1 protein-coding gene is annotated in these 1,559 nt (G+C 47.3%); it reads left to right on the forward strand.

Annotation, left to right across the window (positions count from 1 at the left end):
- Nucleotides 1-1,506, forward strand: a 1,506-nt coding sequence (locus DDZ16_RS20545; protein ID WP_109266362.1) for an MFS transporter, incomplete at its 5' end; no start/stop codon positions are given.
- Nucleotides 1,507-1,559: the final 53 nt, after the last annotated feature.

Here is a 1,559-nt window from a genome sequence, read left to right on the forward strand (position 1 = left end):
TTTTATACCGATGTATTTGGTCTCAATCCTGCTGCGGTAGGGTTATTGATGCTAATTGCCCGTTCCAGTGATGGAATCAGCGATGTGGTAATGGGGATTATCGGAGACCGCACGAAATCCAAATACGGGAAATTTCGCCCCTGGATACTCTGGACTGCCGTTCCCCTGGGGATTATTTTGTCGATGCTCTTTACCACTCCTCAACTTAGTCCCACGGGGAAAATTGTTTATGCTTACGCCACTTACATCCTCTTTACCCTGATTTATACCGCCAACAATGTGCCCTACGGAGCACTGATGGCCGTCATGACCGGCGACGACAAGGAGCGAACCAGCATCGGGTCATACCGGATGGTGGGTGCTTTTGCCGGCGGAATGCTGGTGCAGGGGGCATTGTTGTTTTTGGTGGCTCACTTCGGCAATATCAACCCCACCATTGATGTATTGAAACTTGATAATGAGAAATACGAAGTCACCGTTTCGGCCCCCAAAAGCGTTGAAAATGTCAATATCAAAACCGAAGACGGCGTGGCTCTTTTTTCATGGCTTTCCCCACAAGTAACCGATTCAGTCAATAAACCCACCAAAGGCAAAAGCTTTTCGATGGAAGCCAATAAAGAATATGCTTTTGTTGTGGAAGGCGAGCCGGAACTTGATGAAACCAGGATCTCCATTATCGATCAGAAACAAGGCTATAGCTACTCGATATACATAATGTCAGTGCTTCTGGCCCTGTCTCTGTTTATTACCTTTTACACCACAAGAGAACGGGTGCTGCCACCCAAATCGCAGGAGACCAATCTGCTTCAGGATTTAAAAGACCTGGTCAGGAACCGTCCCTGGATCATATTGCTGATGATAGGGTTGCTCTTTAATGTGTACAATTCCATTAAACAAGGGATAACAGTCATCTATTTTTCCCACTATTTGCACGATCAACTGTTGGCCGGTACCTACATGGTCTTGCTGATGGTCGCCTCCATCGGAGGAGCCATGGTAACCTCACCTTTGGGCCGCAAACTGGGTAAGCGCCAGCTGTTCATTTATGCCCTGATATTCTCGGGAGGTATTAATGCCCTGATCGCCTTCTGTGGTCCCGACGATACAGCCGCCATATTTACCATCGGTATTTTGTCCGAATTCGGGGCTGCCATATTCCCGACCTTGTTTTTTGCCATGTTGGGTGATGCTGCCGACTATTCAGAGTTTAAGAATGGAAGAAGAGCAACCGGTCTGGTTTACTCGGCCGGTTCCTTTGCCACCAAGTTTGGCGGTGGACTGGCAGGAGCGATTATCGGACTGGTGCTTTCAGCCTTCCATTACGATGGACAGGATGCTGTCGCCATTGAGGGTGCGGTTCCCGGAATCGTGATGCTGATGAGTTGGATTCCTACCTTAATAGCCATTGTTGCGGCGGTATTGATGAAATTCTATCCGCTTGATCAGGATAAACTGGATGAAATCACCACCGAACTAAACGATCGCCGGGCCAGAGAACTGGGATAATAAATTGAGAAATACTAATATAAAACAAATTGAATTTCTGCTCTTATACCTAA

This window comes from Marinilabilia rubra (assembly GCF_003121985.1).
GTDB lineage: Bacteria > Bacteroidota > Bacteroidia > Bacteroidales > Marinilabiliaceae > Marinilabilia > Marinilabilia rubra.